The 25,962-nt window shown below is 59.0% G+C and carries 25 protein-coding genes; 17 read left to right on the top strand and 8 right to left on the bottom strand.

All coding sequences use genetic code 11. The features are described 5' to 3' along the window. Nucleotides 1-51: 51 nt before the first annotated feature. Complete coding sequence (locus EV586_RS10720) at nt 52-483, bottom strand: rubrerythrin family protein (RefSeq protein ID WP_132945084.1); 432 nt, start codon at nt 481-483, stop codon at nt 52-54. 114 nt (nt 484-597) lie between these two features. Between EV586_RS10720 and EV586_RS10715 the strand changes: the two genes are divergently transcribed. The 10 genes from EV586_RS10715 to EV586_RS10670 all read left to right on the top strand — a co-directional run bounded on the left by EV586_RS10715 (nt 598) and on the right by EV586_RS10670 (nt 12,728). Then, the gene (locus EV586_RS10715) at nt 598-1,563 is read left to right on the top strand and encodes a ribose-phosphate diphosphokinase (RefSeq protein ID WP_132945083.1); all 966 of its coding nucleotides are present in this window, start codon (nt 598-600) and stop codon (nt 1,561-1,563) included. 42 nt (nt 1,564-1,605) lie between these two features. Next, on the top strand, nt 1,606-3,330 hold the full coding sequence (locus EV586_RS10710) for a tetratricopeptide repeat protein (protein WP_165898524.1): 1,725 nt from the start codon (nt 1,606-1,608) through the stop codon (nt 3,328-3,330). Between the two features lie 157 nt (nt 3,331-3,487). Then, nucleotides 3,488-4,432: a thioredoxin-disulfide reductase gene (gene trxB / locus EV586_RS10705; RefSeq protein ID WP_132945081.1), complete on the top strand. Its 945-nt coding sequence runs from the start codon at nt 3,488-3,490 to the stop codon at nt 4,430-4,432. A 14-nt stretch (nt 4,433-4,446) separates the two neighbouring features. After that, a complete protein-coding gene (gene selB / locus EV586_RS10700; protein WP_132945080.1) occupies nt 4,447-6,348 on the top strand; it encodes a selenocysteine-specific translation elongation factor in 1,902 nt (633 codons plus the stop codon). Nucleotides 6,349-6,571: 223 nt separating this feature from the next. Then, a complete protein-coding gene (locus EV586_RS10695; RefSeq protein WP_132945079.1) occupies nt 6,572-7,024 on the top strand; it encodes an NUDIX hydrolase in 453 nt (150 codons plus the stop codon). Between the two features lie 165 nt (nt 7,025-7,189). After that, nucleotides 7,190-9,265: a methyl-accepting chemotaxis protein gene (locus EV586_RS10690; protein ID WP_132945078.1), complete on the top strand. Its 2,076-nt coding sequence runs from the start codon at nt 7,190-7,192 to the stop codon at nt 9,263-9,265. Nucleotides 9,266-9,440: 175 nt separating this feature from the next. Further along, on the top strand, nt 9,441-10,310 hold the full coding sequence (gene rapZ, locus EV586_RS10685; protein WP_132945077.1) for an RNase adapter RapZ: 870 nt from the start codon (nt 9,441-9,443) through the stop codon (nt 10,308-10,310). Nucleotides 10,311-10,316: 6 nt separating this feature from the next. After that, nucleotides 10,317-11,483 carry a YvcK family protein gene (locus EV586_RS10680; protein ID WP_207893886.1) on the top strand — a complete coding sequence of 389 codons (1,167 nt, stop codon included), beginning with the start codon at nt 10,317-10,319 and terminating at the stop codon, nt 11,481-11,483. Nucleotides 11,484-11,505: 22 nt separating this feature from the next. Beyond that, nucleotides 11,506-12,450 carry a DNA-binding protein WhiA gene (gene whiA / locus EV586_RS10675; RefSeq protein WP_132945076.1) on the top strand — a complete coding sequence of 315 codons (945 nt, stop codon included), beginning with the start codon at nt 11,506-11,508 and terminating at the stop codon, nt 12,448-12,450. A 20-nt stretch (nt 12,451-12,470) separates the two neighbouring features. Next, nucleotides 12,471-12,728 carry an HPr family phosphocarrier protein gene (locus EV586_RS10670; RefSeq protein WP_243653009.1) on the top strand — a complete coding sequence of 86 codons (258 nt, stop codon included), beginning with the start codon at nt 12,471-12,473 and terminating at the stop codon, nt 12,726-12,728. A gap of 98 nt (nt 12,729-12,826) precedes the next feature. Here EV586_RS10670 and EV586_RS10665 read toward each other — a convergent pair whose 3' ends face one another. From EV586_RS10665 to EV586_RS10645, 5 genes are all read right to left on the bottom strand, one after another. After that, a complete protein-coding gene (locus EV586_RS10665; RefSeq protein ID WP_132945074.1) occupies nt 12,827-13,501 on the bottom strand; it encodes a hypothetical protein in 675 nt (224 codons plus the stop codon). Between the two features lie 71 nt (nt 13,502-13,572). Continuing rightward, nucleotides 13,573-13,848, bottom strand: a complete 276-nt coding sequence (locus EV586_RS10660; RefSeq protein ID WP_132945073.1) for a hypothetical protein — start codon at nt 13,846-13,848, stop codon at nt 13,573-13,575. A 54-nt stretch (nt 13,849-13,902) separates the two neighbouring features. Then, nucleotides 13,903-14,175: a hypothetical protein gene (locus EV586_RS10655; RefSeq protein ID WP_132945072.1), complete on the bottom strand. Its 273-nt coding sequence runs from the start codon at nt 14,173-14,175 to the stop codon at nt 13,903-13,905. Nucleotides 14,176-14,230: 55 nt separating this feature from the next. Further along, nucleotides 14,231-14,539 carry an Mpo1-like protein gene (locus EV586_RS10650; RefSeq protein WP_132945071.1) on the bottom strand — a complete coding sequence of 103 codons (309 nt, stop codon included), beginning with the start codon at nt 14,537-14,539 and terminating at the stop codon, nt 14,231-14,233. A 60-nt stretch (nt 14,540-14,599) separates the two neighbouring features. Continuing rightward, nucleotides 14,600-16,618 (bottom strand): ankyrin repeat domain-containing protein, encoded by a 2,019-nt coding sequence (locus tag EV586_RS10645; protein ID WP_132945070.1) that lies wholly within the window; start codon nt 16,616-16,618, stop codon nt 14,600-14,602. 97 nt (nt 16,619-16,715) lie between these two features. Between EV586_RS10645 and EV586_RS10640 the strand changes: the two genes are divergently transcribed. The 3 genes from EV586_RS10640 (at nt 16,716) to EV586_RS10630 (ending at nt 20,337) form a co-directional block, all read left to right on the top strand. Beyond that, nucleotides 16,716-17,402, top strand: coding sequence for a uracil-DNA glycosylase (locus EV586_RS10640; RefSeq protein ID WP_207893885.1), 687 nt, complete (start codon nt 16,716-16,718; stop codon nt 17,400-17,402). Between the two features lie 174 nt (nt 17,403-17,576). Further along, the gene (locus tag EV586_RS10635; RefSeq protein WP_165898523.1) at nt 17,577-19,415 is read left to right on the top strand and encodes an LTA synthase family protein; all 1,839 of its coding nucleotides are present in this window, start codon (nt 17,577-17,579) and stop codon (nt 19,413-19,415) included. 199 nt (nt 19,416-19,614) lie between these two features. Continuing rightward, nucleotides 19,615-20,337: a YebC/PmpR family DNA-binding transcriptional regulator gene (locus tag EV586_RS10630; RefSeq protein WP_132945067.1), complete on the top strand. Its 723-nt coding sequence runs from the start codon at nt 19,615-19,617 to the stop codon at nt 20,335-20,337. 44 nt (nt 20,338-20,381) lie between these two features. Here the strand turns inward: EV586_RS10630 and EV586_RS10625 are convergent, their stop codons facing one another. After that, nucleotides 20,382-21,116, bottom strand: a complete 735-nt coding sequence (locus EV586_RS10625; protein ID WP_132945066.1) for a DsbA family protein — start codon at nt 21,114-21,116, stop codon at nt 20,382-20,384. 50 nt (nt 21,117-21,166) lie between these two features. Next, a complete protein-coding gene (locus EV586_RS10620) occupies nt 21,167-22,639 on the bottom strand; it encodes a tetratricopeptide repeat protein (RefSeq protein WP_132945065.1) in 1,473 nt (490 codons plus the stop codon). Between the two features lie 149 nt (nt 22,640-22,788). Here EV586_RS10620 and EV586_RS21610 point away from each other — a divergent pair, with 149 nt between their 5' ends. From EV586_RS21610 to EV586_RS10610, 4 genes are read left to right on the top strand one after another with little or no spacing between them, the layout of a single operon-like run. Then, nucleotides 22,789-22,917: a hypothetical protein gene (locus EV586_RS21610; protein WP_279388288.1), complete on the top strand. Its 129-nt coding sequence runs from the start codon at nt 22,789-22,791 to the stop codon at nt 22,915-22,917. 34 nt (nt 22,918-22,951) lie between these two features. Next, complete coding sequence (locus EV586_RS21100) at nt 22,952-23,095, top strand: hypothetical protein (protein ID WP_165898522.1); 144 nt, start codon at nt 22,952-22,954, stop codon at nt 23,093-23,095. Between the two features lie 55 nt (nt 23,096-23,150). Further along, nucleotides 23,151-23,435 carry a hypothetical protein gene (locus EV586_RS10615; protein ID WP_165898521.1) on the top strand — a complete coding sequence of 95 codons (285 nt, stop codon included), beginning with the start codon at nt 23,151-23,153 and terminating at the stop codon, nt 23,433-23,435. A gap of 41 nt (nt 23,436-23,476) precedes the next feature. Beyond that, a complete protein-coding gene (locus EV586_RS10610; protein ID WP_165898520.1) occupies nt 23,477-25,900 on the top strand; it encodes an EAL domain-containing protein in 2,424 nt (807 codons plus the stop codon). Nucleotides 25,901-25,962 lie beyond the last annotated feature (62 nt).

The following is a 25,962-nucleotide window of genomic DNA, read 5'->3' as shown; positions in this document are numbered from 1 at the left end:
GAAGCGCCCGCCCTGAACGTATGATGTACAGGGCGGTGCGGTACGCGATCCTTACGCTTCGAGGGAGTCGAGCAATTTCTGGAAGCGCTGTGCGTGCACGCGTTCCGCTTTCGCCATGACTTCCATCCACTCGCCGATTTCGTCGAAGCCTTCGTCACGAGCGGTTTTCGCAAAGCCCGGGTACATTTCGGTGTATTCGTAGGTTTCGCCAGCGATGGCAGAAGCCAGCATCTCTTTCGCGTTGTTTACCGGCAGGCCGGTCACCGGGTCGCCTTCGCCGTTGTTGCGCAGCGCGTCGAAGTGGCCGAATGCGTGCTTGGTTTCGCCGTTGGCGATGGCGCGGAACAGCTCTGCTACTTCCACGGCGCCTTCTGCGTCCGCTTTCTCCGCGAAGAACAGGTAGCGGCGGTTCGCTTGCGATTCGCCTGCAAATGCGGTTTTCAGGTTGTCTGCCGTTTTGGTGCCTTTGATTTCGTATGCCATTGTGAATTCCTCCTCGTTTGTCTCATCTTGTAACCTGTAATGATTCTATACTTAGAGTAAGTCTAAACTGATTTCGAAGCTGTAAGCCAGATCACATTTTGAGGAGTGTGTGCTGTGAAGCGACCTGTTGATGATGTGAAGATCTTCTCCGGCTCGTCCAATCCGGAGCTGGCCAAAGCGGTCTGCCGGATGCTGGGGGTGCCGCTGGGTGAAGCCAAGCTGTCGCGCTTCCAGAGCGGCGAGACGTACGTGTCGATCGGGGAGAGCGTGCGCGGGGCGGACGTGTACGTGTTTCAATCCTTTTGCCATCCCGTCAACGACCACTTTGTCGAGCTGCTGGTGATGATCGACGCGCTGAAGCGGTCATCGGCCGGCATGATTAATGTGATTTTGCCGTACTACGGTTATGCACGTCAGGAAAAGCAAGATCAGCCGCGCGAGCCGATCACTGCCAAATTGCTCGCCGACGTGCTGACCACCGTCGGGGCCGAGCGGGTGATCACGATGGATCTGCACGCTCCGGCGATCCAAGGCTTCTTCAACATCCCGGTCGATCACATGACGGCGCTCGATCTGATCGCCGACTACCTGCGCGGCAAAGACCTGAGCAACGCGATCATCGTCTCGCCGGACGCCGGACGTGCCAAGACGGCGGAGCGGCTGGCCACCTATCTCGACCTGCCTGTGGCGCTGATGAACAAGCGCCGGCCGAAACATAATGAAGCGGAGATCACCCACGTCATCGGCGACGTGAAAGGCAAAGTGCCGATCATCATTGAAGACATGATCGACACGGGCGGCACACTGGTCAAAGTCATCGAGGGGCTGGCGGAGAACGGAGCAAAGCCGGAGGGCATTCTCTGTGCGACGCATGCGATCTTTTCGCACCCGGCGCACGAGCGGCTCAATCACCCGATGATCAAGGAAGTGGTCGTCACCGACACGATGCCGATCCTGCGCCGCGAAGAGCTGCCGAAGCTGAAAGTGATCTCCGCCGCCCCGCTGTTCGCTGAAGCGATCGACCGCATCCACACCAACCGCTCGATCTCCTCGCTGTCGCTGGAATCAGGGCGAATGTGATATACTAGTGAAAAATTAGACAGGACTCGGGAGGTGACGCCTGTGGATAAGCCGAAAAGCCAGGAAGAGAAACTACGCACCCATCATAACAATGTCATTCCATTCCAAGTGGACGCCGCCTTCTTCTTTGAGCGGGCGGTGCACTATCTGGATCGTCACGACCTGAAAAACGCGTTGAAAAATTTTCGGAAAGCAGCGGAGCTGGAGCCTGATAATCCGGTCAACCACTGCAATCTGGCAGGCGTCCTCTCCGAGTTGGGCGAATTTGAGGAATCGAACCTGATTTTGCAGAAGATCTTGAAAGAGATCGATCCGGATCAGGTGGAATGCCATTTTTACATGGCCAACAACTGCGCCAACCTCGGCGATTATGAACATGCGGAAGAGCATGTCACCCGCTATCTGGAGCTCGACCCGCGCGGCGAATTCGCTGAAGACGCGGAGGAGATGCTGCAGATCCTCGTGCAGGAGTTTGGCGGCGGTAAAGTGTTTCAGGAGCGCAAGCAGCAGGACGACAACTCCGGCGGGCACGACACGGCGCGCAAGCTGCTCGAAGAGGGCAAGTTCTTGGAAGCGTCCGCCTTTCTGGAAAAAGCGGTGGAGCAGCAGCCGGACTCGACGGCGCCGCGCAACAACCTGTCCCTCGCTTACTACTACCAAGGCGACATCGACAAGGCGATCGAGATCGCGACCGAAGTGCTGGAGCGCGACCCTTCGAACGTGCACGCCTTATGCAACTTGGCGGTGTTTCATCAGCATTTAGGCAACGGGCCGCAGCTGCAGGAGATCCTCGAAGGGCTGCGCAAGCTGTACCCGCTGTATTTTGACCATACATATAAGCTGGCGACGACGATGGGCATTTTGGGCGAGCATTCCACCGCCTACCGCCTGTTCCGCCAACTGCTGCGCTGGGGCGACCGCACCGATACGGCGCTCTTGCACTGCGTGGCGGCATCGGCAGCCAACCTCGGTTTTTTGGAAAAAGCGAAAAAGGTCTGGGCGGAGATCCAGACGCTCGATCCCGATTCGGAGACGCCGGTGTATTATTTGAACAAAGTGAACGAAGCGATCGCACGGGGCGGCAAGATCGACCCGGTGTCCTACCAGTATCACATCCCGTTTCAGGAGCAGTTCCGGATCATGAAAGAGCAGATCCAGACCGGGCAGCTCGGCACGTGGCGCAACGATCCGCTGATCCGCTCGTCCTTGTTCTGGGCGCTGAAGCACGGCGATCTGGAGACGAAGGTCCAGGTGATCCAGACGTTCGCCCTGCTCGCCGACAAAGAGGTCGAGCATGTGCTGCGCGAGTTCATCAAGAATCCGGAGGAGATCGACCAGCTCAAGCGCCTGGCGATCTACGTGCTGCGCCACATCGGGGCGGAAGGTCCGTTTCAGGCGCATCTGGACAAGGAGGAGGTGCTCCTGCGCGTGCAGTCGCTGCCGCAGGATGACCTGTTGACCTTGCAGCCGGAATGGCAGGAAGTGCTCGACCGGGTCTTCTCCGCGCTCGATCCCGCGCACGGTGAAGCGGCCCGGCACATCGCGCACGATTTGTGGACGGGATATCTCAACCGCGTCTTCCACGCGCCGCCGCGGATCGTCAAGATCGCCAACTGGGCGGCTGCGCTGGAATATGCGGTGCTGCGCAAACTGGGCGTGAAAGCAACACAGGCGGAAGTGGCGGCCAAGCACGGCGTGGCGCCGGGCGCGGTGTCGAAGATCTATCGCCTGCTGATGCAGCCGGCGAAGAGCGGGGAAGACGTATAGGGCGTGCTGATTTGTAGGGAGAGTTACAGTACACACCACGCCTGCTTAGATATACTAAAGGACGAGGATGAGATTCAGGAATCCTCGTCCTTTTTCCATCTCATACTACTGTGAGGACGCCGCGTGCGTCCCTTGAATAGAAGGGGGCTTTTCTCAAATGAGTGAAACCAACAATCTCTATGATGTGATCATAATCGGTGGCGGCCCGGCCGGCATGGCGGCCGGTCTGTACGCAGGCCGCGCCAACCTGAAAGTGGCGCTGATCGAGCGCGGCATGCCGGGCGGGCAGGCGGCGACGACCCACCTGATCGAAAACTACCCGGGCGTGGAATCGGTCGACGGCCCGTCCCTGTCGATGACGATGCACAAGCAGGCGGAAGACTTCGGCACGGAGATGATCACCGGCGACGTCGAGAAGATCGAAGACGCGGAGAAGAAGATCAAGAAAGTCATCACCTCCCGCGGCACCTATTTGACCAAGACGATCATCCTCGCGACCGGCGCAGAACCGCGCAAACTCGGCGCACCGGGCGAAGATGAGCTGCGCGGGCGCGGCGTGTCCTACTGCGCGACCTGCGACGGCGCGTTCTTCCGCGACAAAGAGCTGGTCGTGGTCGGCGGCGGCGACTCGGCGGTCGAAGAGGGCATCTACCTGACCCGCCATGCCTCGAAAGTGACGATCATCCACCGCCGCGACACGTTGCGCGCGCAAAAGATCCTGCAGGACCGCGCCTTCAAAAATGAAAAGATCAACTTCATCTGGGACACCACCGTCGAAGCGATCGAAGGCGACGGCAAAGTGCAGAAGCTCCAGATTAAAAACACGAAAACGGGCGAGACTGGCGAATATCCGTGCGACGGCGTGTTCATCTACGTCGGCATGGAGCCGAACACCGGCTTCTTCTCCGACCTGCCGATCCTGAACGAGTCGGGCTATGTCGTGACCAACGACAAGATGCAGACGAAACTGCCGGGCGTGTTTGCGGCAGGCGACGGCCGTGAGACGGTGCTGCGCCAAGTGGTGACGGCGACGGCAGACGGCGCGGTGGCGGCGTTCTACGCTGGCCACTATGTGGAGCTGTGGGAAGAGGATCAAGCATAAAGGACGGAATCCTCATGAACGACCAGTTTATGATTCTGGGCACGGCAGGGCATATCGACCACGGCAAGACGACGCTGGTCAAAGCCCTGACCGGCATTGCAACGGATGTGCACAAAGAAGAAAAAGAGCGGGGCATCACGATCGACATCGGGTTCGCCCCTTTCACTCTCCCCGACGGCAGACGCGTCGGGGTGATTGACGTTCCGGGCCATGAGCGCTTCGTGCGCAACATGCTGGCAGGTGCTGGCGGGATCGATCTGATCATGCTCGTCATCGACGCCAATGAAGGGATCATGCCGCAGACGCTGGAACACCTGCACATCTTGGAGATGCTGCATGTGCAACAAGGCATCATCGTGCTGACCAAGATCGATACGGTCGATCCGGAGTGGCTGGAAATGGTGCAGGAGGAAGTGCGCGAGGGCCTCGCCGGTACCTTTTTGGCGGATGCGCCGATCGTGCCGGTGTCGGCCGCGAAGGGCATCGGGATCGCAGAGCTGCGCGGGGAGATCGGACGCTTGGCCGCCGAAGTATCGCCGCGCGAAGTGACGGCGCCCTTGCGGCTGCCGGTCGACCGCGTGTTTTCGGTGGCCGGATTCGGCACGGTGGTGACGGGGACGGTCTATTCCGGGCGGGTCAAAGTCGGCGATACGGTGGAAGTGCTGCCTCAGGGCATCGCAGCGCGCGTGCGGCACATTCAGGTGCACGGCGAGTCGGCCGACGCGGCGCAGGCCGGGCAGCGGGCTGCGTTGAACCTGCACGGCGTGGAGCGCTCCGATCTGGAGCGCGGCATGGTGATCGCGCAGAGCGGGCTGTACCGGGCGACGGAGTTGCTCGATGTGCGGTTGCACATGCTGGATGATGCGGTGCGGACGCTGACCAACCGGATGCGGGTCCGCTTTTACATCGGCGCGAGCGAAGTGATGGGGCGGGTGACGATCCTCGACCGCGACGAGCTGTTGCCGGGTGAGGACGGGCTGGTGCAACTGCATCTGGAGAGCCCGATCGTCGGCGCGCCGGGCGACCGCTTTATCATCCGCACCTTCTCGCCGATGCTGACGATCGGCGGCGGCACGATCATCGATCCGCATCCGGCGCGCGAACACCGCCGCCGCCGCGACTACGTGCTGGAAGAGCTGGAACAGCGGGAAAAAGGCGGCCCGGAGCAACTGGTGCTCCAAGCGCTGCAGGACGACCCCGGCACGGGACTGCGCGCGCTGGCCGACGCCGTCAACGCGACGGAAGAGGTGGTCGAGAGCTGGCTTGCTCCGCTGCTCGAAGCGGGGCAGGTCACGCCGGTGCCGGGCGGCTATGTCGGCACCGATTGGCTGCACAAGCTGTTCGATGAGATCGAAGAGAAGATCCGGGCGCATTTTGCCAAAGAGAAATACCACATCACCGTGCCGAAAGCGCAAGTGCTGTCCCAGCTCGGCAAGAAGGTCAAGCCGAAGCTGTTCGACGCGATGCTGAGCTCCGAGCCGGCACAGACCAGGTTCCTGCTGCAGCGGGACAAGCTCTCGATCCGCGGCTATGAGGTGCCGTTTACCTTGCGCGACAAAGAGCTGCTCGGCAAGATCGAGGCGCTGTTTGCGCAGAGCGAGTTCCACCCGCCGTCGCTGGATGAGGTGATCAAGGAGACCCAGGCGTTTGAGAAGACGCTGCAGGGGCTGTACCACTATCTGCGCGAGACGGGCGTGCTGGTCGACATCGGAGACGGCGCGCATTTCCTCGCCGCGACGCTCGGGCGGGCGAAAGAGACGATCCGCGCCAAGTTCGCCGCGTCAGGATCTTTTGGCGTCGCCGATTTCCGCGACTGGGTCGGCACTTCGCGCAAGCACGCGGTGGCGTTGCTGGAGTATCTGGATGCGGTGAAGTTCACGAAGCGCGTGGAGGACAAGCGCGTGGTGGTGGAATAATTGTCACATTCTATTCACTCCTGTGTAACAGTCTCGCAATAAAAAGGAGCTATAGTAAAGACAAGCATATTTGACCCCCCTTTTCAAATATTTCTTCTGGTGAGGCTGGTTCGCGAAGGCGAATCGCTCACCTTTTTTTTGTGTTTTTTTCGACAGGATTGGTGTTCGTTCTGCGTTGTGACGGGCGGGGCGCAGTGGTATGCTGGATAGGGTGATGCAAACGATGCGACTGGTAGCGAATTGCGTGATTCGCCAAGGGGACCGTGTGCTGATGCTGCAAAAGCCGCAGCGCGGCTGGTGGTCGGCGCCGGGCGGCAAAGTGGAGCTTGGCGAATCGCTCGCCGAAGCGGTGGTGCGCGAAGTGGCGGAGGAGACCGGGCTTGCGATCACCGGCCATGTCTTGCGCGGGATCTTCACGATGCTCAGGCAGGACGGAGACACGGTGCTCGATCATTTCATGCTGTTCACGTTTTATGCGGAGCGCTTCAGCGGCACCGCCAAGACGTTGACCGATGAAGGACGCCTCGAATGGGTCCCCGTATCGGAGCTTGCCACCCGTCCGATGGCGGAAGGCGACCGGTATTTTCTTTCGGACATCATCGGAACGAAAGAGCTGATCACAGGCAAGTTCTGCTACACCGCCGACCACAGACTGATCCACTGGCAACGAGAATAGACAAAACGGCAGTGCCGGGCGCGGAGGTGTTATCTGCGCCCGTTTTTGTTTAGTTTGACTTCATTAAATCTTGTAGAAGGTTACAGGATGTAAAGGCAGGAATGTAGCGGTCGTGTAGAGAAGAAGTCAAAAATATTTGTAAGTGGTAAGAAGGGGGTAGGGTGAGTGACGCCAACAGGACAACAAAAGAAGAAAGCCTTTCAGTCATCAGCATTTCGACTGCTGGATCGTGTCTATGAAGGCATTGACAGCAAGATCAAGATGAAGCTCAGTCAAAAATTAGGCCTTATCATCATTGTAACGTTTGTTGGTATTCTGGCAGTCGGCGCGACCTCAATCTGGCAGTTGAAGACGCTCCAAGAAAATATGGATCAAGCGTTGACCGTCAATCTCCGGGCGATGCAAGTCGCCGAGGAGATGAAGGTTACCGCTGCTCAATACGACCGCGAGATGGTGAACTATATCCGCAGCGGCAACAACAAAGACGGCAAAGCGGTCTCGCAAAAGAAGCTCGATGAGCTGAACAAGGTCATCGAAGCGAACATCAGCGAGTATGCGGGCCTGGCGGACGCCACCGATGAGGACAAGCAGAACCTAGCTGACCTGAATAAAAACTGGCAGTTCTTTAAAGAATCGCAGAAGAAGCTGCTGGAAGAGGCGGGGAAAAGCGAAGTCATCGCGTTCCAGCTCTGGGAAGGCAACCTCTCCTCCGGCTATAAGAACTTGTCCAAGACGCTTACGAAGATCAACGATAAGAACCAGCGCGTGATCGCCGACTCCAAAGGGATGCTCGACACGATCTACCGCACCTCCTGGATTCTGACCTCGATCGTGATCGCTGTCATCGCGCTGTTTGCTGGCGCGCTGGGCTTGGCGACCAACCGTTACCTGCAGCGCCGCATCAACCAGATGGTCGAAGTGAACGAAGTGCTGGCCAAAGGCGACTTGCGCGTCAACGTCAGCATGAATTCGAACGACGAGCTGGGCCAACTGGCGCGCTCGACGTCGGAGGTGATCGCGAACCTGCGCCAGATCATCGGCGAGGTGAACACGGCGTCGCTGTCGGTGGCAGCCGCGTCGGAGCGGATGGCCACGTCCTCCGAAGAGAGCAACAAGGCGGCCGAGTCGGTCGCACTGACGATTCAGGAAGTCGCAGAAGGCACGGCCAGACAGGTGGAGCGCACGCAGGAAAGCGCAGACTTGATGTCGCAGCTGGCCGAATCGGTCGGCGAGATCAAGATCACGATGAACCGCATCGTCGGCGCTGCGCAGCAGACGGCCGACACGGCGCTGAACGGACGCACAGTGCTCGACACCACGTCCGGGCAGATCGAAGGCATCCGCTCGGCGAACGTTGAGACGGTGCAGGCGTTCGAACATCTCTATTCGGAACTGGGCCGCATCATCCAGTTTGTCAACGTGATCACCGAGATCGCGTCGCAAACCAACCTGCTCTCCCTGAACGCTGCGATCGAAGCGGCGCGGGCGGGCGAACACGGCCGCGGCTTTGCGGTCGTCGCCGATGAAGTCAAGAAGCTGGCCGACCAGTCGTCACAGGCGGCAGGCGAAGTGCGTTCGATCGTTTCCTCGGCGCATCAGAGCATGGAGCAGATGCGCGTGGCGCTCGGCGGTTCCAATCAGCGCGTCGATGCAGGGGTGCTGGCGATGCAGGAGACGAACCGCTCGTTTGACCACATCGTCACGTCGGTCGAAGAGATGCTTGACCGCATTCGTCTGGTCGCCGACACGACGGAGACGATCTCGAACTCGGCGAACCAGGTGTTCGCAAACATCGAAGATGTCGCTTCGATCACCGAGGAATCGGCAGCCGGCGTCGAGGAAGTCTCGGCGGCGACCGAAGAGCAGTTGGCGTCGATGCAAGAGGTGGCAGCGTCTGCCGTCACGCTCTCGCAGCTGGCCGTTGCGCTGAAGCAGAGCGTTTCGCGCTTCACCGTCGACGAAGAAGTTCACGCGGGCACCGGCCTGGTCGTCTCGATCGCCGAAGCGCGTGCACAGGCGGCAGCTGCTGCTTCCGTACAGGAATTCGGACAAGCACAGGAATTTATTGGGGCTGATGCGGAACCGGATACGGCTGTCGTCGCGGAGGCGGCGTTGAATACGTCAGAGGCGGACGCTGTGACAACGGAAGCAGCAGACGCTGCAGCTGCAGAACGGACAGAAGAAGCTGATGCTGGTCAGGGAGCCGCTTCAGCCGATGAGGATGATAAGACCAAGCAATAGTGTCACGGTGGAAGCGCATCGTACCTGATTCAGACGTACGAGCGTTTCCATTACAACGAGCCGGGAGATGACACGCCCGGCTCGTTTTTTTGTGTGGGAGATTTCTTTCTTTCCGGGGCGGCATCTGCTACACTAAGAAGATACAAATTGGCATGAACTTGCAGGGGGTGAAGTAATGCAAGCGGGTATTAATTTATTGCTGATCACCGGGCTGTCCGGCGCCGGGAAATCGGTGACGATGCAGGCGTTGGAAGACATCGGCTTTTTCTGCGTCGACAACCTGCCGCCTGCGTTGATTCCGAAATTCGGCGACCTGATCATTCAGTCGTCCGGCACAGTGACCAAGGTCGCGCTGGTCTGCGATCTGCGCGGCGGCGCCTTTTTCAGCGATTTGATGGAAGCGCTCGGAGCGCTCGAGCAGAAGTCGCCGCACATCAACTACCAGATCGTCTTCCTCGAAGCGGACGACGCCACGATCGTGCGCCGCTTCAAAGAGACGCGCCGCCGCCATCCGCTGGCCAAAGACGGACGCATCGTCGAAGGCATCGCCGAGGAGCGCAAGATGCTCGACGAGATCCGCGGCAACGCCGACCTGATCATCAACACCTCGCACCTGAAAGCGAGCGAACTGCGCCAGAAGATCCTCGGCCAGTTCTCGCACATCGACGACCAGCACATGAAGGTCGACATCATGTCTTTCGGCTTCAAATACGGCGTGCCGATCGAAGCGGATATGGTGTTTGACGTGCGTTTTCTGCCGAACCCGCACTATGTGGATTCCCTGCGCCCTTTGACCGGCAAGCATGCGGACGTGTATGACTATGTGATGAAATGGCCGATTACGCAATCTTTTGTCACCAAGCTCCAAGATATGATCGATTTTCTTATCCCGCAGTTCCGCAAAGAAGGCAAGACGCAAGTGGTGATCGGCATCGGCTGCACAGGCGGCAAACACCGCTCGGTCGCACTGGCCGAAACGCTCCACGAGCATCTCAAAGACCGCGAGTGGGCGAGCGTCGTACACCGCGATTCGGAAAAGGAATAATCCGCGATGGTGCGCTATTGGTTGCTGCTCGCCTGGACCGTCTGTTCGTTCGGCTTGGGCCTGATCGCCGCCGGTATTGGCATTCACAGCCTGCCGGGGCAGTCCTCGCTGATCGGACTGGTCTGTCTGTTGATGGGGTCGGGGCTGTTGGCGTTCGGGTGGTGGCGCGATGAACAGATCACCCGCACGCAGATGCTGCTCGAAAAGCGCAAGCCGCGCGTCGTCGTCGTCGGCGGCGGCACCGGGCTGTCGGTGCTGCTGCGCGGTTTAAAAGAGTTCGACATCGATATCACGGCCATCGTCACCGTCGCCGACGACGGAGGCTCCTCGGGGCGTCTGCGCTCCGATTTTGACATGCCGCCGCCGGGCGACATCCGCTCCTGTCTCGTCGCGTTGTCCGACCAGGAGCCACTGCTCGAAAAGCTCTGGTCGCACCGCTTCAAGAGCGGCGAAGGCCTCGCCGGGCACTCGTTTGGCAACCTGCTGATCGCCGCACTGACCGACGTCACTGGCGATTTCGAGACGGCGATCAAGGAAGCTTCCCGCGTGCTTGCCGTCGGCGGGCGCGTGCTGCCGGCCGTGCGGGAGGCGGTCATCCTGCGCGCCTACATGGAAGACGGCTCGTTCGTCGAAGGCGAATCGCAGATCCCGCTCTCCGGCAAAAAGATCGAGCGCGTCGAAGTGGAGCCGAACGACCTCGAACCGCTCCCGGAAGCGTTGGAAGCGATCGAGCAGGCCGACGTGATCGTCATCGGGCCGGGCTCGCTCTACACGTCGATCCTGCCCAACCTGCTCGTCACCAAGCTGACGCAGGCGATCGACGCAGCCGTTGCGAAAAAAGTCTACATCTGCAACGTGATGACCCAGTCGGGCGAAACGGACCATTACACCGCTTCCGACCATGTCAAAGCGATCTATGACCACATCGGACTCTCCTTGTTCGATTACATTCTCGTCAACTCCGCCCCGATTCCGCCGGCTGTCATCGAGCAGTACCGGGAGAAGCGGGCGGCACCGGTCGTCGCCGATCTGTGGAATCTGCAAAATCTCGGGCTCAACGTCATCGCGCGCAATTTCTTGCACTACTCCATCTATGCCCGCCATGATGCGCGAATGATCTCCGAGCAGATCCTCGCGCTGATCGGACGCGACCCGAACAAACTGCGCCGGTAAGGGAAAGGAGGGTGGACACCTGATGTCTTTTGCTGCCCGCACCAAAAAAGAACTGACCCAGCTCGATCTCAAACCCTGCTGCAAACGGGCAGAGCTGGCCGCCCTGATCCGCATGAACGGCACGGTGCTGATCTCCGGCAAACGCTTTTCGCTCGACGTGACGACCGAAAACGCCGCAATTGCCCGCCGGATGTACACCTTGCTCAAAGAGCTGTTCGGCGTGCACGCGGAGATTCTCGTGCGCAAGAAGATGCGCCTGAAGAAAAACAACGTCTACATGATGCGTGTGCCGTTCCAAGTCCGCGAGATCCTGCAGGAGCTGTGCATCGCAGCAGACAACTTGACCTTCGTGGCCGGGATCAACCCGAGCCTGATCAAGAAGAGCTGCTGCAAGCGATCCTACCTGCGCGGCGTGTTTCTCGCCGGGGGCAGCGTGAACGACCCGGAAGGCTCGTCCTATCACTTGGAGATCGCTTCGAACGACTATGACCACTCGGCCGCCCTGCTCGAACTGGTCAATGAATACGATTTGAACGCCAAGCTGATCGACCGCAAGAAATCATACGTCGTCTACCTGAAGGAAGTCGAGAAGATCATCGAGTTCCTGAACATCATCGGGGCACACCAGGCGCTGTTGAAATTCGAAGACATCCGTATCGTCAAAGGCATGCGCAACCAGGTCAACCGGCTCGTCAACTGCGAGACGGCCAACCTGAACAAGACGATCGAAGCTTCCGTCCGGCAGATCGAAAACATCAAGCTGCTCGAACGGGTCGTCGGCCTCGTCAACCTGCCGCCGCGCCTGCGCGAAGTGGCCGAACTGCGCCTACAGTTCCCCGACATCAACCTGAAGGAGCTTGGCGAAATGCTGCCCGGCAAAGTCTCGAAGTCGGGTGTCAATCACCGTCTGCGCAAGCTCGATGAGCTGGCAGAAAAGGCGAAAACAGGGTATACTAACAAAAAATGAGCAGCGAGGAGGGCCTGAAGGTGGCAGAGAAAACGGTAACCGTGGGATTGCCCGCGGGCTTGCACGCCCGCCCGGCCGCATTGTTCGTGCAAGAAGCGAACCGCTTTACCTGTGAGATCTACGTGGAGAAAGCGGGGAAGGCGGTCAATGCGAAGAGCATCATGGGCATCATGTCGCTGGCGATCTCCAGCGGCTCCAACGTGATCATTCGCGCCGACGGGCCCGATGCGGAGCAAGCGGTGGAGAAACTGGCGGCGATCGTGTCCGTGCAGGCGTAATGAAAGCGTTCCCATGTTTGGGAGAACTTGCAACACGAACACCCGTACATCCGAATAGACGAAAACCACGTTTCGCTGATGCGAGACGTGGTTTTTGTTTACGCGTCGGGAATCGGCGCATTAAGAAACATCGTGGTCGGGCGCACCGCCAGACGGCGTTCGACGATCTGTTCGACGCTGCGCAGGGCATCGGGCTCCACCGCTTCCGGCACGCGCACATAATGCAGGCGGCGCACCGGGCTGTAGTTCGGATTGGACGGCAGCGAGTCGAAGATCAGCTTCTGGCCCGGCACCGGCACGATCTTGCCGGTCGCTTTGTCGATGCCGCGGATGCACTGGAAGGCGTTCCCCGTCCGCACCGGCATCGGGCCGATGTCGAGGTAGCCGGCGAGCAGTCCTTCATGCCAGGCCGGCACGATCGGATAGACGGGGCTCTTGGCTTCGAGCGGCACGACGGGCGCGTTGACGACCATGCCGGGCGTGCGCACGCGCAGTGCCCGTTTCAGCACGTCTTGGACGCTTTTGACCGTATCGACCGGCAGATCGGGCGCTACTTCCACAAAATGCACGAGGCGCAGCGCGCTGTGGCCGCTCATGCCGGGAATGGTATCGAGCACCTGCTTGTGCCGGGCGAGCAGCAACGGGCCGCCTTTGGGATCATAGCCGCGGATCAGCACATACATGCCGGCCAGCGTTAGCGGAGTGAGACCGGCGGATACAAAACGGACCGGACGGTTTTCCGCCCAGCCCTCTTGCAGAAAGTTCGTGCTCACGATCTGACACCTCCCTCACAGCGTTGGGCTGCTACTAGCCTATGCGCCCAGCCGGGGAGAGGTGCGAATGCTTACATGCCGCCGCCCATCAAGAGCGCGGCGAGAATGGCGCCGACCACAAGCGCCAGCACCAAAAACAGCGCGGAGAGAACGATGATGATGATGCCTTGTGTCTTCGCGCCGCGCTTGATCGCCAGCGCGCCAAAGATGATGGCGAGCGGGCCGAAGATATACGGCAGGACAAACAGGGTCAGCGCCGTAAACACCCACCCGAGGACGAGAAAGACGGTCGCGTCCTTTTTCACAGGTTGCTGCGGGGTTCGTTCCAATCCAGTTTCAGTTTCCATGAGCGTGCACCTCCTGTAAGAGACCTATGCCCGCTCAGAAACATGCAGAACCGCTTATGGCGCTGTCGGCATGTTCATCAGAAACGAGATGGCAAAGACGGTGACGAGCACATAAAGCAGCAGGAACAGGGCGGAGAGCACGATGATCCAGATGCCGTTGGACTTCGAGCCCCGCTTGATTGCGATCGCCCCCATGACGATCGCGGCGGGGCCGAAGATGAACGGCATGACGAACAGGGTCAGCGCGGTGAAGACCCAGCCGAGAATCACGAAGATCTTCGGGTCTTTGCGCGGCTGGTCATTCAGGTCGGGCAGTCGTTCTTCCATCAGCAGGCACCTCCTGGCAGAGTCGTATGAGTAGTCTGCGTCGCGGGTGCGCGTTTTACGCTGGAAGGAATTTGCGGCAGAGGAGCAATTCCAGCGTCTTCAGGAAGAACCAGAGGAACCCGGCGTAAAAACCGAGCCATGGCGCCCGGATCGACCCGGGCTGATTCTTTTCATACCCGAAATGGCCGATCCAAGAGAGGGCGTAATGCAGCACCGCCAGCACCAGCGTCACGCGCCAGTCGAGCAAGAGCCAGATCCAGCCGAGGAAAGCGGCAAGAAAGGCGGCATAGTGCAGAATCTGGTTGATCGGATGCCGGTGCGCCTGCTGATAGCGGATCAGATCTTCGCGAATGCGGCGGTGCATACGGTTCCCCCTTTGAGCTGCTATTTTTGCGCGCAGAATGACTGACAGCTGTTGTTCCTACTATTTCAGCGCTTCGATGATGTCCTGATTGGTTTTTTCTTTGGCCAGATCTCGGATGGCTTGGGTGACTGTCGCCTTGCTGCTGAGCAGCAGGTTGACGGCTGCCACATCGCTGCGTCCGACCGCGTAGTAGAGCGGGGTGTGGCCGTTGTCGTCAGCATGGTTGACGTCGGCGCCGTATTTGAGCAGGTGGCCGGCGTTGATCGTGTCACCGCGTAGGATCGCGTAGCTGAGCGGCGTTTTGCCTTCCTCGTTCGCCAGGTTCGGGTTGGCCTTGTTGGCGAGGAAAACGAGGACGATGTCGCTTTGCCCCCACATCGCGGCGAGGGTCAGGCCGTAGTTCTTGGTGTCGTACAGCGGCTCATCAGGGTCCATGCCGCTTTTGAAGAGGGCATCCAGCAGGTCGGGTGCGGTGTTCAGCGCGAGGTTGTACGTTTTGTAGTCCGTTTTGGCGCCAGCTTGGAGCAGGCTGTTCGCAAGCTCGGTGTTTTTGGTGTCGATCGCGACGTTCAAAGCGCTGTTCTTGCTCTGCGCCTCATGGAACGACGGAGCGGAGAGGATCGCTTGCACCGTCTCGGTGTAGCCGGACGCATAGTTGATCGCCGTACCCTGGATGTTCACGACGTTCGGGTCGGCCCCTTGGGCGAGCAGTGCCTTCACGTTGCCGGTCTGGCCGATGTAGGCGTTGCGCATCAACTCGGTGTCAGCGTCGGTGAAGTGGGTCGTATGCTTGCGGAAATGGACGGCATCGTCGCTCAGCTTGGGGCTGTAGGCGGTGTCGGCGCCTGCGTCGGCCAGCAATTGCATCGTCGCTTCGTTGCCGTGCGTTTTGGCGATCAGGTAGGCGTTTGCGCCGAGTTCGTTTTTGACATCGAGCGGGGCGCCAAGTTCGACGAGCGCTTTCACCGCTGCCGTATGGCCGCGCTCGGCTGCGACCATCAGCGGGGTCCAGCCGCTGTGCGGGGCGATGTTCGGGTCGGCACCGGCGGTGAGCAGCTCGCGGATGACGCGGTCATAGTTGTTGATCGCCGCAAAATGCAGCGCGGAGGCCAGGTCACCGTCGAGGTGCACGTTCGGCCCGGCACCGGCGGCGAGCAGGGCGGCGACCAGATCGGCGTTGTTTTGGATAGCCGCATGGATCAACAGGTCATTTTGCGGCGCGTAGTCCGGGGTGTTGCGGAACTGCTCGATGATGTTCGGAATGTTCGGGTTGACGCCGTGCTGCAGCAAGGTCTTGGCCGCTTCGTGACGGCCGCGGACGACGGCGGTGTAGAGCGCCGATTCCTGCACGACTTTTTGCTCGAAACTCGGATGCTTGACGCCTTCGAGCAGCAGGGAGATCGCGGCGATGTCGCTGCGGGTCACCGCTTCATGCAGCGGAGTGTGGCTGTCCGGCGAACCGTACGGGTCGATGCCCGGCTGGGCCAGCAACAGGCGGGCGATCTCCAGTTCGCCGGCTTCGACCGCGACGAACAGGGGCGATTTTTGTTTCTGGGTGACGTTCGGGTTCATGCCGCTCTTGAGGAGGCCGGCGACTTTCGGAACGTTGCCGGCGCGGATCGCATCGAAGAGCGGGCGGGAGCGGGTGTCGACGATGACGACCTTTTTCGCGCCGTCCCACTGCACTTCGCCGCCGACCGCTTCGCCGACAAAACGCACCGGTACCATCGTACGGTCATGGACGAGGCGCGCTTGGCCATTCATGTCGAGGATCTCTTCCCCGACGCGCACGGTGGCCGTGCCGATCTCAAAAGTGATCGTGGTGCCATTGATCGTGGCTGTCGCTTTTTGGCTGGCGTTGTCCCACTTCACTTCGCCGCCGAGCGCTTCGATCACGTGGCGCACCGGAACGTAGACCGTCCCGTTCTCATTAAAAGCCGCCTGGTCGGTGTTCAGCACGGCGCCGTTGAGGTGGATGGCTACGGGAGCGGATGCTGCCTGTACGGGCACGGGAGCGCTGGCGAAAGGCAGCAGCAAGCCGAGGGCGAGCGCTCCTTTGAGAAGTTGATTTTTGTTCATCTTTTGAATCCTCCTACTAATAAATTAAGGTAATGATTCAATTCGAGGGCGGCTGCATTTTTTCCTGTATAATGGGGCAAAAGGGGAGAGGGAAATGATGAATTTACAAGAGTTGACCGAACGCATCATCTCCTGCGAAGCCTGCCCTCGCCTGCGCGAGTGGTGTCAGGAAGTCGCGGAGGTCAAGAAGGCGAAATACAAAGCAGAGACGTACTGGGGCCGCCCGGTGCCTGGATTTGGCGATCCCAAGGCCCGGCTGATCATCCTCGGGCTCGCACCGGGCGCGCATGGCGCGAACCGCACGGGGCGCGTGTTTACGGGAGACGAGTCGGGCAGATGGCTGTACGGGGCTTTGCACGAGTTTGGCTTTGCCACCTCGCCAGATGCCACGCACCGCGAGGATGCGCTGCAACTGGTCGATGCCTACATCAACAACATCGTCCGCTGCGCCCCGCCACAGAACAAGCCGACTGCAAACGAGATTCAGTCCTGCCGCCCGTTCTTTACGGAGGAGCTGCGCCTGCTGACAGAAAAGCGGGTGGTGCTGGCGCTTGGCAAGATCGCGTTTGACAATTATAAGAGCTTCATGAAGGAAGAAGGGCACGATGTCAAAGGGCTGACCTTTGCGCACGGCGCTTGTTATACGTTTGACGATGGCAGGCCGGCATTGGTTGCGTCCTACCATCCGAGCCAGCAAAATACTTTTACCGGCAAGTTGACGCAGGCGATGTGGTATGAGATATTTCATAATGTTCGACAGTTGCTTAATACAACAACTATATAGTAGTATAATTTTCCAGTCGCGACCGATCTTTGCACGAATGGTTTTTTGAAAAGATAAAGGGAGAGAGGGGGCCGATCGCGGACTATGTACAGCGAGAGAAACAGCTTGTGGGGACGCTTGATAGGATTTGCCTGTCACCATCGTGATCTGCTCTATTTTAACGGGTTTCTGCTGATGAAAATGATGTTTCTGGACTACTGGATTGGCCTGGGCATCGGGTCCCCGCTGCAGTGGGTGGCGGCGCTGGCAGGCTTGTTCCTGTTGACCGGTCTTTTTGTGTTATTGCCGAAATATGTGCGCTTTGGGGCGCTGATCGTCGTCGATCTGGCGGTGAGCTTCATCCTCTTGGCCGACCTGTTTTTCTTCCGCAACTACAGCCGGGTCATCCCGTTGCCGATGCTGGAGACGGCCGGGCAACTCGGCACGGTGACCAATGAGATCAAGAATCTGTTCTCGGCGTGGGATCTGTTTTTGATCGTCGATTTCGTGCTGTTGATTCCGCTTTTGCTCATCTACGGCAGCAGGCTTTTGATCGTGCAGGGGCCGATGTTTTCGCAGCGTCTGAGCCACGCGGCGCTGTTGATCGTCGGCAGCGCGGTGCTGCTCGTCGTGCAGTCGGCCGGGCTGGTCAACGTGTACGGCAAACCGGCGTACACGGAGATGTACACGAACAACGTGATGGTGCGCCACATGGGCATCTTGAGCTATCACGCGGTCGACGCCTACCAGTATTTTGGCGGGGGCAGTGACCAGCAGCTGAAGGAGCAAGACCTGAATGAGCTGCGCGCCTGGATGGACAAGCGCCGTCAGGAGCCGACGCCGAAACTGCAAGGCGTGGCGAAAGGCAAGAACCTGATCATCGTGCAGATGGAAGCGTTGCAGTATTTCCTGATCAACAGCAAGGTGAACGGCCAGGAAGTGACGCCGCACATGAACAAGCTGATCCAGGAAGCGATGTATTTTGACAACTACCTCGTGGAAGTCGGGACGGGCAACACGTCGGACGCCGAGTTCATGACGCTGAACTCGCTGTACCCGGCCGAAGCGGGCGCGATCTATAAGCAGGAAGCGGATAACACCTACCGTTCGCTGCCGATTTTGTTGAAAGAAAGCGGTTACAGCGCGTCGTATGTGTTCCACACCTACAAGCCGGATTTCTACAACCGCGACGTGATGTACCAGGCGGAAGGGTTTGACAAGTTTTATTCGGAGAGTTTCTTCAAGCAAGATGACATCATCGGCTGGGGGCCGTCCGACCGCACGCTGTACAACCAGTCGCTGGACGTTTTGAAGGAGCAGCAGAATCCGTTCATGGCGTTTTACATCACGTTGTCCGGGCATACCGATTACAAGATTCCGGAGCAGGAAAAAGAGCTGGAGATTCCGGAAGGGCAGTACAGCGAGCTGTTCACCAACTACTTGCACGCGCAGCACTATGCGGACAAGGAGCTGGGGGCGTACATGGATAAGCTGAAAGAGCTGGGCATCCTTGACAACTCGCTGTTCGTGGTGTACGGTGACCATTTCGCCAACGGTCTCAGCAAGTACGAGATCGGGAAGTACGAAGGCATCGGCAAAGAGGTGGACGATTACATCTACCACGAGCAGAAGAAAGTGCCGCTCTTCATCCGCCTCCCCGGAGGTCAGGAAGCGGGCACGTACAACATCCCGGGCGGGCAGATGGACTTGTTCCCGACGCTGATCAACATGCTAGGCATCGATAAGAACAAAGTGTTCTACTTCGGGCAGGATCTGGTGAACATGAAGCCGGAGGAGAGCTTCTCGGCCTTCCGCCAGTACACCAACCCGAACACGTTCGCGACCGACCGGCTGTTTTATCTGGCCAGCCAGGACGGCATCTTCGAGCACGGTGCCTGCTACGACCGTACAAATGCAGGCGCGCTGCTGCCAATCGAAACGTGCCGGCCTGGATTCGAGCGGGCGAAGTGGGAGCTGAAGATGAACGACCTGCTGGTGCGTGGGGACGCGATTCCGAAGGTGGTAAAAAAGTAGATTGGATGGAAAGGCAGAAGAAGCTGTCGGGGAGACCCGGCAGCTTTTTTGTTGGGGCGGGTGTAGGGGTTCTATCTGGTAAGCCGTGTCATACACAGAGAATTGATTGATAATCGTGTGATAAGGTATAATGTAAAAAGTGACGAGTTGTCGGACATAAGCATCAATATTCCTAGTATTTTGAAAGAGAGTGGGACGAATGGGTCGTAAGTGGAACAATATTAAAGAGGGCAAAGCGAAGAATGACGCGGCGAAGACTCGTACGTACGCCAAGTTTGGGATCGAGATTTTTGTAGCGGCGAAAAAAGGCGATCCGAATCCTGAGTCCAACGCAGCGTTAAAAGCGGTGTTGGAACGCGCCAAGACCTACAATGTGCCGAGAGCGATCATCGATCGTGCCTTGGAAAAGGCAAAAGGCGGCTCGGATGAGACCTATGATGAACTGCGCTATGAAGGTTTCGGGCCGAACGGTGCAATGCTGATCATCGATGCGCTGACCAATAACGTCAATCGTACGTTCTCTGATGTCCGGAGCGCTTTCAAGAAAAACAACGGCAACTTGGGCGTGAGCGGATCGGTTGCGTATATGTTTGATTCTGTGGCAGTTATCGGTCTCGCAGGGAAATCGGAAGAGGAAGTGCTGGAGACCTTAATGGAAGCAGACTTGGACGTGCGTGACATTGTGGCGGAAGACGAGCAAGTCATTGTCTACGCCGAACCGGATCAATTCCACGCTGTACAAGAAGCATTGAAAAACGCAGGAATTGCGGAATTCACAGTGGCCGAACTGACCATGCTTCCGCAAAACGAAGTGACGCTTGAGGGAGACGCAGAAGTATCTTTCCGCAAGCTGATCGACGCGTTAGAAGACCTCGACGATGTGCAGCAAGTCTACCACAATGTAGATTTTGGTGATGAGTAAGCTGTACGCTTCGGCATAACAAAAGGGACCCCACGGGGTCCCTTTTAGCTTTTCTTCGCTTTGGCCAGCTCTTCTTCAATAATCTCTGTGAACACTTCCAGCGGCTGGGCGCCGGTCACGATGCGGTTGTTGATGAAGAAGGTCGGGGTGCCGGTGACGGTGTAAGCGTTGCCGGCTTCGAAGTCTTTTTGGATGGCATCGAGGTGCTTTTTGCTGTCGAAGCAGGCGTTGAAATCGGCGGTGTTGAGGCCGAGGTCGGCTGCGGTCTGCTTGAGCAGGGGTTTGGTCAGGGAGCCGCTGTCGTTAGCTTTGGCGAACAGTTGGTCATGGTAGTCCCAGAATTGCTGCTGGTCGTTGGCGCAAAGGCCGGCCAGCGCGGCGTCGACGGCACCGGCGTGGATCGCGCCGATCGGGTAGTTGCGGAAGACGTGGCGGATCTGGCCGTCGTATTTCTCGACCACTTGCTGAATCGTCGGCTGCACCGCTTTGCAGAACGTGCACTCAAAATCGGTAAACTCGACGATCGTCACCGGCGCATCGGCCGGGCCGCGCTCCGGAAAGCCTTCCGTTTCCACCGGAGTCGGGGCGGTCTGGGCACCCGGTTTGTCGACGTTTGCTTCGTCCTCCGGCACGGCCGCCTGCTGCGCTTGCTGGGCCAGCGCCGGGAGCGCTTTTTCTAAATCGTTCATTTTAAATAAAGTCATCACCAAGACGATCGATTGCAGGGTGAGGAAAAGTCCGATCACGATCAAAACGGGGGCCAGCCATTTTTTCTGCATGTTATCACTCCTTATGTAGGAAAGGGGGCAGAAGCCCCCCCGGTCAAGCGTTAGTTGTTGGCGTTGTTGTAGTCAAAATAGTTGTCGCTGCCGCCGTTGCCACAGACAGCGCCTGCCGTGATCGCACAACCCCAGAGCGGTGCATGAGAATAAGAGAGGAACGAGTGCGGTGTCTGCGTGGTAAAGGAGGTTGTGTTGTTGGTCGCACCGGTGCAGGTCGCCGAGCAGTACGTGGTGCTGCTGCGCGTGCCGGTCGGGCAGTAGCCGGTGTACGGGTCTGGCACCAAGCCGTTGTAGACGTCGAACGCCACTTGGTTGGTCGTGGCGGTGCGGACGTTGGTGTTGGTGCACTTGGTGACGTTGTCGGACGTGTCACAGCTGACACCGGAGTATTGCTTGGACTGGCAGATGACATCGCCGTATTTCGCATCCATCGTCGAACCGGCGTTGGTGACGCTCAGGCAGGTCACACCGCCGACTTTGGTCGAGCCGCGGTTGACGCGCTGACGGATCGACCAGCCGACCATGCGCATGCCGCCGACCGACTCGCCGCCCGCTTCACAGGTGATCGCCCAAGACAGGTTGGTCGAAGCGGCGACCACTTCCGGCCCGATCACCGCATTCACAGTGTTGTCCCCGCTCTTCGCAGCGCTCTTCGACTGCTCGAACGCGATGCCCGCTTGGTACGCGGAGCCGTCGATCTTGAACTTGGCCGGAGCCGGGAACGCTTGCGAGAACTCGGTGAATTTGGTGTATGAGGCTTGGGCTGCTGCGCCTTTGCCGAGCTTCTCCAGCGCATAGCCGTGCAGGAAGTCGATGTAGTAGGCATTTTCGCCGATCAGAATCGTGTTCACCAGCGCCTCTTCATAGCGCCCGGCGGTGATCAGGAACTCTGCATACGCGGCATGCGCGTCGATGTTGCCCGCTTCGCGCACGTCGATCGCTTTCTTAAAGGAAGCTTCTGCGTCCGCCTGCTTGCCCATCGCGTTCAGCATTTCCGCTCTGTGCAGGTTGGTAAAATAGTGGTCGGGCTGAGCAGCCAGCACTTTGTCAAACAGACCGACGGCCGCTTCCGGCGTGCCGGCGTCGAGCGCCATCTGCTTGACCCAGGCGGTGTAGAGCACATTGCCGTAGGACAAGGCGATCTCCGCCGCTTTCAACTCGTGCTCCAGTGCGAGTTTGGCGAATTTTTTGTCTTTTTTCGCGGAAAATTCGTTGTAGTAGGCCATGGCGAGGCCGACGTGGGCGTGGCGGGAGTCGGGGAACTTGTTCACCAGTCCCTTGAACGTGTCGAGCTCTTTCGGCGAACCTTTGGCACTCAGGTAGGTCTGGAGCACTTCGAGGGACTCGTTCGGGTCCGGAAGTTCGTTGGCGTGACCTAAGTACGTGCCTTGGATGAACGCTTCCACCCCGGGCTGAAACTTCTTGTCCCCGGCGGCGATGGCTGGGCTGCCGTTCCATTCCATGCCGGCCGGAGGAAGCAGCAGCGCCGCTGCCAGCAGGATGCTGAACAGCTTTTTCATAGTAAAACACCTCCTATTATTAATGGGTACTATAATGTTACGAGAAGATGATAACACGTTTGTTGTAAGTAGACAATCGTTCGATTTTGAAAATGATTATAAAGTAAAGTAACAATGCCAGTTCCCGATCTTTCCGTATGGATGATGTCTTGTCCTCAACCACGCTGTGCGTGCTGCTCTTGCTGTCCGGCGCTTTCTTGGCGCTGCTCTCCCTGGCTCGCCATCCGCAAGTGGCAGCACCATCATCAGAAAAATTGGAAATCGGCGCACTCATTTAAAAAGCGTGCATTTCATGCTACAGTGGTGGTAACAGTGAGACTTTCCGTCTTATCGGCCAACGTTTGGTCCACCGTGCAGGCGGAAGGCAAAGATGTCTTTCAGAACCTGTACAACGACGATACAGTGCTGCGCCAGATGGGCGTGCTGAGCGATCACATGGCCGATCTCTACAAGTAGTACGGGCGTGGCGAGCCCGACTTGTCGGGGGACAAGGTTGGCGGAGCTGCGCAAGATGTATGATTTCGGACAAGATCTGCTCAACGCCACGCAGGGCTATGCGGCGTTCCGCCATGATACCGATCAGGGGACGTATGTGACGGACGATGTGTTTTTCATCGGGGGCAGGCGCGGCGATTATGAAACGGGGACGTGTTTCGACCGCAAGACGGGACGGCAGACGGAGCGGTCCGCCTGCCGCATCGAAGAGTACCAGCGGGGCAAATGGGAGTTTGCGATGTCCGATACTATTATGGAAACAAATGCGCTGCCGGCGCTGCTCGGGATTCCTTCCCGGTAACCGGACAGCGGTCTCGGGGGAGACAAGGGAGAGAAGGATCGATGCATGTCATTTGGGGGGAGTATCACACGGCGACAGTCGCACTGTCGATTCTGATCGCCGTGCTCGCTTCGTACACGGCGATCAATCTGGGCAGCCGCGTGACGGAAGCGAAAGGCATGGCGCGCAGGCTTTGGCAGGTCGGGGGTGCGACTGCGCTGGGGCTTGGCATCTGGTCGATGCATTTTGTCGCCATGCTGGCATTTGAATTGGAAGTGCAGGTCACCTACCGGCTCTGGCTGGTCATCCTGTCGGTGCTGCCGGCCGTCGTCGCGTCAGGGCTGGCGCTGTATCTGGTCAGCCGCCCGCGCCTGCAGCTGAAAGAGCTGCTCTTCGGCTCGCTGCTGATGGGCGCAGGTATTTCGGCGATGCATTACACGGGGATGTATGCGATGCAGATGCAGGCGCACATGGTGTTTGATCCGCTGCTGGTCGCCGCTTCGGTGCTGGTCGCCGTCGGCGCGTCGTTCGCGGCGCTTTCGATCATCTACCGCCTGCGCGTAGAGGGGAATAGCCGCAGCGGCGCCTGGCGGAAGTTGTTTAGCGCCCTGCTGATGGGCGGCGCGATCTCCGGGATGCACTATACGGGCATGGCGGCCGTCATGTTCACGCATTCGAACGAGCAGGCGCTGGAAGTGGAGACCGCGCTGGACAACCTGCTGCTCGCCTACACGATCGGCGGGGTGACCTTGCTGCTGCTTGGCGTCGTCATCGTCACGGCGGTGGTGGAGCGGCGCGTGGTCAGCAACCAGAACCGCCTCGACGACAGCGAACGCCGCTACAAGTCGCTGTTTGACCACAACCCGGAAGCGATCTTTACCGTGGATGTGAGCGGTGCTTTTATCGAAGTCAACCCAAAGGCGGAGCAACTGCTCGGCTATTCGTCGAAGCAGCTGCTGCAGATGAACGTGTTGACGTTTGTCGTGCCGGAAGATGTGGCGAAAATCGAAAGGCTGTACCCTCGCGTGCTGGCCCGCGAGCCGCAACAAGCGGAGATCTCGATCCTGCACAAGGCGGGGCACCGCGTGGAGATGATGGTCATCCTCGTGCCGATCGTCACCGAAGAGCGAGTGAGCGGCGTCTATGTAATCGCACAGGACATCACGGAAAAAAAGCAGGCTGAGCGCGCGATCTCCTCGATGGCCTATCACGATGACCTGACCGGGATGCCGAACCGCCGCATGGCGTTCGACGTGCTGAACCGGGCGATCCAAGAGGCGCAGGATCAGGAGTATTACGTCGCGATCATGCTGCTCGACCTCGACCGTTTCAAGACGTATAACGACTCGCTGGGCCATATTTTTGGCGACAAGATGATCAAAGCGCTCGGCGAGCGGCTGACCGCCGCGTTCGGTGGCGATGTGGTGGCGGCGCGCTTGGGCGGCGATGAGTATACGCTGATCTTCCCGCGGCTCGACACGATCAATGACGTTGAAACGCGGGCGCAGGAGTTGTGCAGCCTGATCGAGCAGCCGCTGCTGCTGCTCGGGCACGAAGTGCGGCTGACCGCATCGGTCGGCGTGGCGCTCTACCCGTGTGAAGCGCAAGATGCCGTCTCGATGCTGCGCAACGCCGACACGGCGATGTACCGCGCCAAGGAGCACGGCAACTCGTTCTGCCTGTACGACCCGTCGATGGACACGAAAGCGTATGAGCGGATGCTGCTTGAGACCGATCTGCGCAAGGCGCTGGAGCGCGATGAGTTCGTGCTGTGGTACCAGCCGCAGATCAACTTGGAGACGATGCGGATCGAAGGGGTGGAAGCGCTGGTGCGCTGGCAGCATCCGGAGCTGGGACTGGTGCCGCCGTTTCGCTTCATCCCGCTGGCCGAAGAGACGGGGCTGATCGTCCCGCTTGGCGAGTGGGTCTTGCGCACCGCCTGCCAGACCAACAAGCGCTGGCAAGAGCTCGGCCTGCCGAAGCTGCGCATGGGCGTCAACCTCTCGATGCGCCAGTTCCGCCGCGAAGACTTGTTCGACACGGTGGCCGGCGTCTTGGCGGAGACCGGGCTCGATCCGGCCGATTTGGAGCTGGAGATCACAGAGAGCATGACGATGGACCTCGAACAGTCGCTCCAAACGCTGGAAAAGCTGAAGAGCCTCGGCGTCCAGATCGGCATCGACGATTTTGGCACCGGCTACAGCTCGCTCAGCTACCTCAAGAAGTTCCCGATCGACCGCTTGAAAATCGACCGTTCCTTCGTCAGCGACATCGAGACGGATGAGAACGACCGGTCGATCGTCACGACGATCCTGCTCATGGCCCACAACCTCCGCCTGAAAGTGACGGCAGAAGGCGTGGAGACAGAGGCGCAGCAAGACTTCTTGAAGGCGCACGGCTGTGACGATGCCCAAGGCTACCTGTACTCGCGCCCCGTGCCGCAAGACGAAATCCAACAGCTGTTTCTGCAGACCCCTCAGAGTTGAGGGGTTTTTTAGTTTGAGCAGCCAGCCAACAGCAAAAGCCGCCTGGGCCGGATCAGCGGCAA

The organism is Tumebacillus sp. BK434, assembly GCF_004340785.1.
Taxonomy (GTDB): Bacteria; Bacillota; Bacilli; order Tumebacillales; family Tumebacillaceae; genus Tumebacillus_A.
This window is presented reverse-complemented; position numbering and strand designations above follow the sequence as displayed.

Excerpts from the sequence above, each read along its gene's own strand:
- whiA (WP_132945076.1), top strand. The coding sequence starts at position 11,506 with ATGTCTTTTGCTGCCCGCACCAAAAAAGAACTGACCCAGCTCGATCTC.
- EV586_RS10655 (WP_132945072.1), bottom strand. The coding sequence starts at position 14,175 with ATGGAAGAACGACTGCCCGACCTGAATGACCAGCCGCGCAAAGACCCG.
- selB (WP_132945080.1), top strand. The coding sequence starts at position 4,447 with ATGAACGACCAGTTTATGATTCTGGGCACGGCAGGGCATATCGACCAC.
- EV586_RS10680 (WP_207893886.1), top strand. The coding sequence starts at position 10,317 with ATGGTGCGCTATTGGTTGCTGCTCGCCTGGACCGTCTGTTCGTTCGGC.
- rapZ (WP_132945077.1), top strand. The coding sequence starts at position 9,441 with ATGCAAGCGGGTATTAATTTATTGCTGATCACCGGGCTGTCCGGCGCC.
- EV586_RS10630 (WP_132945067.1), top strand. The coding sequence starts at position 19,615 with ATGGGTCGTAAGTGGAACAATATTAAAGAGGGCAAAGCGAAGAATGAC.
- EV586_RS10720 (WP_132945084.1), bottom strand. The coding sequence starts at position 483 with ATGGCATACGAAATCAAAGGCACCAAAACGGCAGACAACCTGAAAACC.
- EV586_RS10610 (WP_165898520.1), top strand. The coding sequence starts at position 23,477 with ATGCATGTCATTTGGGGGGAGTATCACACGGCGACAGTCGCACTGTCG.
- EV586_RS10620 (WP_132945065.1), bottom strand. The coding sequence starts at position 22,639 with ATGAAAAAGCTGTTCAGCATCCTGCTGGCAGCGGCGCTGCTGCTTCCT.
- EV586_RS10615 (WP_165898521.1), top strand. The coding sequence starts at position 23,151 with ATGTATGATTTCGGACAAGATCTGCTCAACGCCACGCAGGGCTATGCG.
- EV586_RS10660 (WP_132945073.1), bottom strand. The coding sequence starts at position 13,848 with ATGGAAACTGAAACTGGATTGGAACGAACCCCGCAGCAACCTGTGAAA.
- EV586_RS10645 (WP_132945070.1), bottom strand. The coding sequence starts at position 16,618 with ATGAACAAAAATCAACTTCTCAAAGGAGCGCTCGCCCTCGGCTTGCTG.
- EV586_RS10625 (WP_132945066.1), bottom strand. The coding sequence starts at position 21,116 with ATGCAGAAAAAATGGCTGGCCCCCGTTTTGATCGTGATCGGACTTTTC.
- EV586_RS10650 (WP_132945071.1), bottom strand. The coding sequence starts at position 14,539 with ATGCACCGCCGCATTCGCGAAGATCTGATCCGCTATCAGCAGGCGCAC.
- EV586_RS10640 (WP_207893885.1), top strand. The coding sequence starts at position 16,716 with ATGAATTTACAAGAGTTGACCGAACGCATCATCTCCTGCGAAGCCTGC.
- EV586_RS10635 (WP_165898523.1), top strand. The coding sequence starts at position 17,577 with ATGAAAATGATGTTTCTGGACTACTGGATTGGCCTGGGCATCGGGTCC.
- trxB (WP_132945081.1), top strand. The coding sequence starts at position 3,488 with ATGAGTGAAACCAACAATCTCTATGATGTGATCATAATCGGTGGCGGC.
- EV586_RS10695 (WP_132945079.1), top strand. The coding sequence starts at position 6,572 with ATGCGACTGGTAGCGAATTGCGTGATTCGCCAAGGGGACCGTGTGCTG.